The sequence below is a fragment of the Kribbella sp. NPDC000426 genome (genome assembly GCF_040300265.1).
Taxonomy (GTDB): Bacteria; Actinomycetota; Actinomycetes; order Propionibacteriales; family Kribbellaceae; genus Kribbella.
Map to the genome: position 1 here is coordinate 360167 of NZ_JBEPDK010000010.1, position 6335 is coordinate 366501.

General features: G+C 69.7%; 6 protein-coding genes. 2 read left to right on the forward strand and 4 right to left on the reverse strand.

Annotated elements, in window-relative coordinates; translation table 11 throughout:
• The first annotated feature begins 9 nt into the window (after positions 1–9).
• Positions 10–651, forward strand: a complete 642-nt coding sequence (locus ABT313_RS40960; protein ID WP_350865834.1) for a LysE family translocator — start codon at positions 10–12, stop codon at positions 649–651.
• Here ABT313_RS40960 and ABT313_RS40965 read toward each other — a convergent pair.
• The 4 genes from ABT313_RS40965 to ABT313_RS40980 all read right to left on the reverse strand — a co-directional run bounded on the left by ABT313_RS40965 (position 641) and on the right by ABT313_RS40980 (position 5094).
• On the reverse strand, positions 641–2020 hold the full coding sequence (locus ABT313_RS40965; RefSeq protein ID WP_350865836.1) for an MFS transporter: 1380 nt from the start codon (positions 2018–2020) through the stop codon (positions 641–643). The two genes, ABT313_RS40960 and ABT313_RS40965, sit on opposite strands and share 11 nt — an antisense overlap.
• Before the next feature lie 29 nt (positions 2021–2049).
• Complete coding sequence (locus ABT313_RS40970) at positions 2050–2418, reverse strand: DUF1304 domain-containing protein (protein ID WP_350865838.1); 369 nt, start codon at positions 2416–2418, stop codon at positions 2050–2052.
• Positions 2419–2433: 15 nt separating this feature from the next.
• Positions 2434–3342, reverse strand: coding sequence for a phosphotriesterase family protein (locus ABT313_RS40975; protein WP_350865840.1), 909 nt, complete (start codon positions 3340–3342; stop codon positions 2434–2436).
• A gap of 63 nt (positions 3343–3405) precedes the next feature.
• Positions 3406–5094 (reverse strand): DEAD/DEAH box helicase, encoded by a 1689-nt coding sequence (locus tag ABT313_RS40980; RefSeq protein ID WP_350865842.1) that lies wholly within the window; start codon positions 5092–5094, stop codon positions 3406–3408.
• Between the two features lie 204 nt (positions 5095–5298).
• Here ABT313_RS40980 and ABT313_RS40985 point away from each other — a divergent pair, with 204 nt between their 5' ends.
• The gene (locus ABT313_RS40985) at positions 5299–5808 is read left to right on the forward strand and encodes a DinB family protein (RefSeq protein ID WP_350865844.1); all 510 of its coding nucleotides are present in this window, start codon (positions 5299–5301) and stop codon (positions 5806–5808) included.
• Positions 5809–6335 lie beyond the last annotated feature (527 nt).

Sequence of the window (6335 nt, forward strand, 5' to 3'; positions counted from 1 at the left end):
TCTGGGTGGATGCCGTCCGCTCATCATCTACTTGCGTTCGCGATCACTGCGTTCATCATCATCGTGGTTCCGGGGCCGAGTGTGTTGTTCATCGTCGGCCGTGCGCTCGCGGTCGGACGGCGCGAAGCGGTCCTGACGATGGTCGGGAACACGCTCGGCGCCGCTCTCATGCTGGTGCTGATCTCGCTCGGGCTCGGCACGTTGATCGCGGCCAGTGCGATCGCGTTGACCGTGGTCAAGCTCGGCGGAGCGGCGTACCTGATCTATCTCGGCGTCCAGGCGTTCCGCTCGCGGAAGTCGCTGGCGGAGGCGCTCGCCACCGGCGTGAAGCCGGGCAGCAGCCGGAAGACCGTGCGGCAAGGCTTCCTGGTCGGCGTGACCAACGCCAAGACCGCGGTGTTCTTCGCGGCCGTCCTCCCGCAGTTCGTCGACAAGAGCGCGAGCAGCCCGGCATGGGCTCAGATCCTCGTCCTCGGACTCATCTTCATCCTGATCGCGCTCTGCTCGGACAGCGTCTGGGCAGTCGTTGCCGGTACGGCGCGCGAGTGGTTCGCCCGCTCGCCGCGCCGGCTCGAACTGGTCGGCGGTACTGGCGGCCTAATGATCATCGGCCTCGGCGCCAGCATCGCCGTCACCGGTTCTAAGGAGTAGTACGCCGACCCGCCTGCACGCCGAGCAGTGCGAGCAGCGCTGGGAACCCGAACGCCACGAGGTACGCCGTCAGGTCGGAATGCGGCTCGATGGCCGCGAACAACGATCCGCCGATCGCCAACACCGTTGCCGTTGACAACGAGTCGCTCAGCTGCGCCGCGGAGCTGTTCGCACCCTGCTCGTCCCGCTCGGAGTACTCCAAGGTCAGCACGGACAGGGTCGGGAACACGGTCCCCATCCCGAGCCCGGTCAGACTCCAGCCGAGAATGCCGACCAGCACCGGGACGTGGGGATCGAGCGTCAACGTCGCGGTGGCGATGCCCAGCACGATCAGCACCATGCCGCCCTGCAGGAAGACCGAGTGCGAGAACGGCTGATTCGGCCGCCCGCGGTACCAGGACGCCGCCGACCAGCTCAGCGCGCTGACCGTCAGCACCAGCCCCGCCAGCGCCGGCGACAAGCCGCGCTCCCTGGTCAGCATCAGCGGCAGGAACACCTCCGCGCCGAACCCGGACGCCGCAACCAGCCCACGCAGCGCGACCACCGACGGCAGCCCACGCCCGAACGCGAACGTCCCCGCCGGCAGCAACCGCGGCCCGAACGCAATCACGCCACCCAGCCCGACGAGCAGCAGAACCACCTGCAGTACGCCGCGCTGCTGTCCGCCGTAATGCAGCAGCCCGACCCCGACCGCTGCCGCGACCGCCCACATCGCTCGCTTGTCCCACAGCTTCCCCGCACGTACTTCGTGCTCACCAGCCTGCGCCAGACCGGGCCGCATCACCAGCGCGGCAGGGATCGCCAGCGCCGGTACGGCGAGGAACACGAACCGCCAGCTGGTGTGCTCGACGATCAACCCCGCGATCGCTGGACCGACCAACGATGGGACGACCCACCCCGTCGCGAACGCGGCGAAGATCTTCGGGCGCAACCGGGCCGGGTACAACTGCCCGACGACGACGTACAGCGCGACGGTGAGCAGGCCCGAGCCGTACCCCTGGATGATCCGGCCGACGACCAGCACCTCCATCGTCGGCGCGAACCCGGCGATCAGCAGCCCGCCGAGGAACCACGCCGTACCGTGCCAGAGCGGGCGGGCCGGTCCCTTCAGGTCACTCCAGGTGCCGGAGACAACCATCGCGACCACACCGGACGCGAGCGGTCCGCCGAACGCGAGCGCATACAGGCGAAGGCCGTCGAGCGACTGCGCGACCGTCGGCATCGCGGTCGCCACGGCCAGTGACTCGAACGCGACCAGGGTGATCAGGGCAACCATCCCGATCGTCAGGGCGCGGTACTGCGGGGAGAGGACGCCGCCTGTGTCAGGGCTGGACGTCGGGCTGGTCGTCGGCTCGGCAAGGGTGGTCATGCCGAGTAGGTTCGGTCCTCAAGTGCACTTTAAGTCAAGGCTGCGAGTACGAGAGCGACGATCGGCGGTACCGCCTGCGTCGCCGCGGCCCGAACCATCCGGCGGTCGGAGGCGACCAGCACGACGCCCGCGCCCGCCATGCACGCGCAGGCGAACAGCGCGATCGCGTGGCCCGTGTCGCCACCCCAGATCAGCCCGCCGAGCGCGCCGATCGCCAGGAACAGGTTGTAGAAGCCCTGGTTGAACGCCCACGGCCGCGCGGCCGCCATCTCGGTGTCGTCCTTGACCAGGAACCGCCGGTAGGTGCTCGGCTTGCGGAACAGCAGGCTCTCCAGCGCGAACACGAACAGATGGAACACGCCAGCGATCACCACGAAGACCTGCGCGACAACGCTCATGCCCGGAAGGTACCGCTACGCCCGCCAATCCGTGGTGAAGGCACGCGCTGGGTTGTTCCGGAACACGGCGTCCGCGATGTCGGCACCGAAGTACCGCGTGATCCGCGGCCGCAGGTGCGTCAGCAGGTACGGCATGCCCGGGCCTTCACCGGTCGAGGCCCGCGCGCGAGCTGTCGTCGTGTCGCCGCCAAGCAGTAGGCGGTCGGCGTATCCGGCGTCGATCAGCGCGGCGAGGCAGTCCATCAGCCGCGGATCGGTTGCGTTGTTGGCCCGCGACGGCCCGTCGAACGTCAGCCACGCACCCCGCTCCGCCAGCTCTCGATGCACACGATGGTCCGGGAAGCGGTTGAGGTGGCCGAGGACGACAGCGCCCGGATGTACGCCGAGCTCGTCGACGAGCAGATCGAGTACGGCGTCTGCCGCCGAGCCCAGCTCGTGGTGGATCGCGATCGGCGCGTTCGTGGCGTGGTGCGCCTCGGCCGCGGCGCGCATCACCAGCTCGGCGTGGGCGTCCAGGACGTGGAAACCACTGGCCACCTTGATCAGGCCGGCGCGCACCTGGGTGTCGCCGACGCCTGCGGTCAGCTCGCGGACGAAGATCTCGGCCAGCTGGTCCTGGACCTTGTCGACGAATCCGTCGGGGTAGTGCTCGCGGCGGTGCAGACCGGTGGCCGCGATGATCGAAACCCCTGTGCTGGTTGAGATTCCGGGCAGCAGCTCGGCACGCCGGTTCAACCCGTGCGGGGTCCACTGCACGATCGCCTGACCGCCCGCGTCCGCGAACGCCCGCACCTCCGCGACTGCGGCCTCCTCGTCGTCCAGCTCCTGGCCGGGGAGGGCTGCAGAGCGGAAGAACAGGTGGTCGTGCGAGTCGGTGATGCCTAGCGCATCGGGCCGCAGGTCCCCCAGAACAGTACGAATCACACAACCAACGTAGCGTTCCGCGGGGTGCCTGCGGCCCATCGTCTCGACGAGCGACCGGTGGTGTCAGCGACCTCGGCGGGAGCTGCCGGCGCGCGATCCCGCCGAAAACGCAGCGGCTCCGGCGGGACGAGCCGCCGACCCCGGGGTACTCGTCGTGTAGCTCTTCGGCCCCCCGCCCGATCCGCCGCGGGACCTGGAACGGCCCGAGCCCCGAGAGCCTCCGGTCGGCTGGGCGGAGGCCGCCTGGCTCGACCGCTTGCCGCTCGCCGGTTGAGCTGAGCCCGAAGAGCGCCGACGGCGATTACCTCGGCCCGATCCGCTACCGTTCGAGCCCGCGACGCGTTCGGTCTGGACCGGCCTGGCCGGCGGCTCGACGTACGTGCGTTCGCCGGGGGCCAGTTCGGACAGCAGCGGGTCGCCCGTGGTGAGCTTGGTGACCGTCGGCGCGATGCCGGCCTTGCGGGTCAGGTCGCGGACGTCGCGGACCTGCTCGTCGGTCATCAGCGTGACCACGGTCCCCTCGGCGCCGGCCCGCGCCGTACGGCCGGAGCGGTGCAGGTACGCCTTGTGCTCGATCGGCGGGTCGGCGTGGATCACCAGCGTGACCCCGTCGACGTGGATGCCGCGGGCCGCGATATCGGTGGCGACGAGCGTCTTCGCAGTACCTTCCGCGAAGGCCTCGAGGTTGCGGGTCCGAGCACCTTGGGACAGGTTCCCGTGCAGCTCGACCGCCGGGACGCCCTGGGCGATCAGCTTCTTGGTCAGCGCCTTGGCGCCGTACTTCGTCCGCGTGAACACCAGCGAACGCCCGGGCGCCGCGGTCAGGTCGACCAGCACCGGGAGCCGCGTGTCCGGCTGGACGTGCAGTACGTGGTGGGTCATCTTGGCGACCGGCGAGCGGGCGGAGTCGACGCTGTGCGTGACCGGGTCCTTCATGAAACGCCGGACGAGAACGTCGACGCCGGCGTCCAGCGTGGCCGAGAACAGCAGCCGCTGTGCCGTCGCCGGGGTCGCCTCGAGGATCCGGCGTACGGCGGGGAGGAAGCCGAGGTCGGCCATGTGGTCGGCCTCGTCGAGCACGGTGATCTCCACCGCGCCGAGCTTCGCGTGACCGGCCTGGATGTGGTCCTCGAGCCGGCCCGGGCAGGCGACGACGATGTCGGCACCCTTGCGCAGGCCGTTGATCTGCGGACCGTGACCGACACCGCCGAAGATTGTCATCGACCGCAGACCGAGCGTGTCGGCGAGCGGCGTGATCGACGCCTGGATCTGGGTGGCGAGCTCGCGGGTCGGCGCGAGGATCAGAGCGCGCGGCTGGTTGGGCCGGCGCTTGGTCCCGCTCGCGGCGAGGCGGGCCAGGACCGGCAGCACGAACGCGTAGGTCTTGCCGGAGCCGGTCCGGCCGCGGCCGAGAACGTCCTTGCCGGCCAGTGAATCCGGCAGCGTGGCCGCCTGGATCGGGAACGGCTTGGTCACACCGGACGCGTCCAGCGCGGCGACCAGCGGAGCCGGTACGCCGAGCTCTGCGAACGTGCGGTTGTCCGGGGCGATCTCCACATGGTTGTCAGAAGCAACCGTCTCGTTGTCTTCAGCAACTACGGGCTGTGCTGTCGTCGAGTTGTTGCGCGCGGCACCGGTACGGCGCCGGCGGCGCGGTCGCGACGACGCGACCGGGCCTTGTGTGGTTGCGCTCGCGGTGCGGCGCGGGGACGTGGATTGCGTGGTTGTAGACGTGGGGCGGCGGGCCGCCATAGAGGTACTCCAAAAGTCGGGGGTCGTCCTGCCCGGCGCGGCCTGGTGGGCCGCGGCGCGTGGTGGTCGACTGCTGGCGCAAGGTAGTTGCGCTCACCGGCCCGAGGCAGAACTGGGCGGGCCGTCGTTACCAGTCTACGTCACCGGGGGCCGACATCCGCCGGATATTCACAGGACCCTCGTCACATGCCTAGGGTTCTGCACGTGACGACAGAGTTCCGGGTGGACCCGCCCACGGCCGCCGACGAGCGCACGCTCCTGCAGGGATTCCTCGACTACCACCGCGGCACGCTGCTGTGGAAAGTCTCCGGCCTGACCGGCGACCAACTGGTCCGGCGCAGCGTCGATCCGTCGAGCATGTCGCTGATCGGGCTGGTCAGACACCTGGGCGAGGTCGAGAAGTACTGGTTCCACCGAGCCCTCGCCGGCCACGACTCGCCCCCGAAGTACTGGACCGCCGAACACCCCGACGGCGACTTCGACCTAGCCGACCCCGCCCAAGCCGAGCAAGACGTCGAAGACTTCCGCGACCTAGTCAAAACATCGGACACCCTGGCCGCCGCTTACCCCCTGGACGCCACCTTCACCCGCCCCGGCCACGACGCCCCGTACTCCGTCCGCTACCTCTACATCCACATGATCGAGGAATACGCCCGCCACAACGGCCACGCCGACCTCCTCCGCGAACGCCTGGACGGCTCCACCGGCGAATAGCCGGTACTGCGGTCGCCCCCGCGTGCTCCGCAGCCGCCTCTCGTCGCTCCGCTCGGCGCGGCAGCTCCGCCCGCTACCCACCCACCCCCGGGCTTATCGCCCGGAGCATCCGTCCGGCTATCGCCGGGATTGCGGGCTGCCGCCCGAGGTCTGCTCGCTGACGCTCGCGAGTGACTGCTTGGCCGGCGTCTACCCTTAAGCGACGGTGGTGGGTTGGGGACTGTGAACAGCTCCGGACGGGCTCGGCACCTCGAGTCAGGCTCGCTGAGGACGTCGGCGTCCGTCGGCGCTCGTCATTCATAACCCTGCCGAGTCGTGGCGAATGGTTCCGCCCTCGAACGCCGAGTCGTGGATCGTGGCAGATTTTCTGAACCACTCTCCACGACTCGACGACCGACAGGCCCGGAGCCGGTTCCCACGACTCGGCGAGCAGGTCCGCGTGTTGTCTTGCACGCGTGCTGGCGCGGTGTTGCTGGTCTGGCTCTTGCCCTGGGCGCCGCTCACCGGCAGTCGAGCAGGAGGCGGGT

Coding starts and splice junctions, on each gene's coding strand:
- ABT313_RS40960 (WP_350865834.1), top strand. CDS start 10: ATGCCGTCCGCTCATCATCTACTTGCGTTCGCGATCACTGCGTTCATC.
- ABT313_RS40965 (WP_350865836.1), bottom strand. CDS start 2,020: ATGACCACCCTTGCCGAGCCGACGACCAGCCCGACGTCCAGCCCTGAC.
- ABT313_RS40970 (WP_350865838.1), bottom strand. CDS start 2,418: ATGAGCGTTGTCGCGCAGGTCTTCGTGGTGATCGCTGGCGTGTTCCAT.
- ABT313_RS40980 (WP_350865842.1), bottom strand. CDS start 5,094: ATGGCGGCCCGCCGCCCCACGTCTACAACCACGCAATCCACGTCCCCG.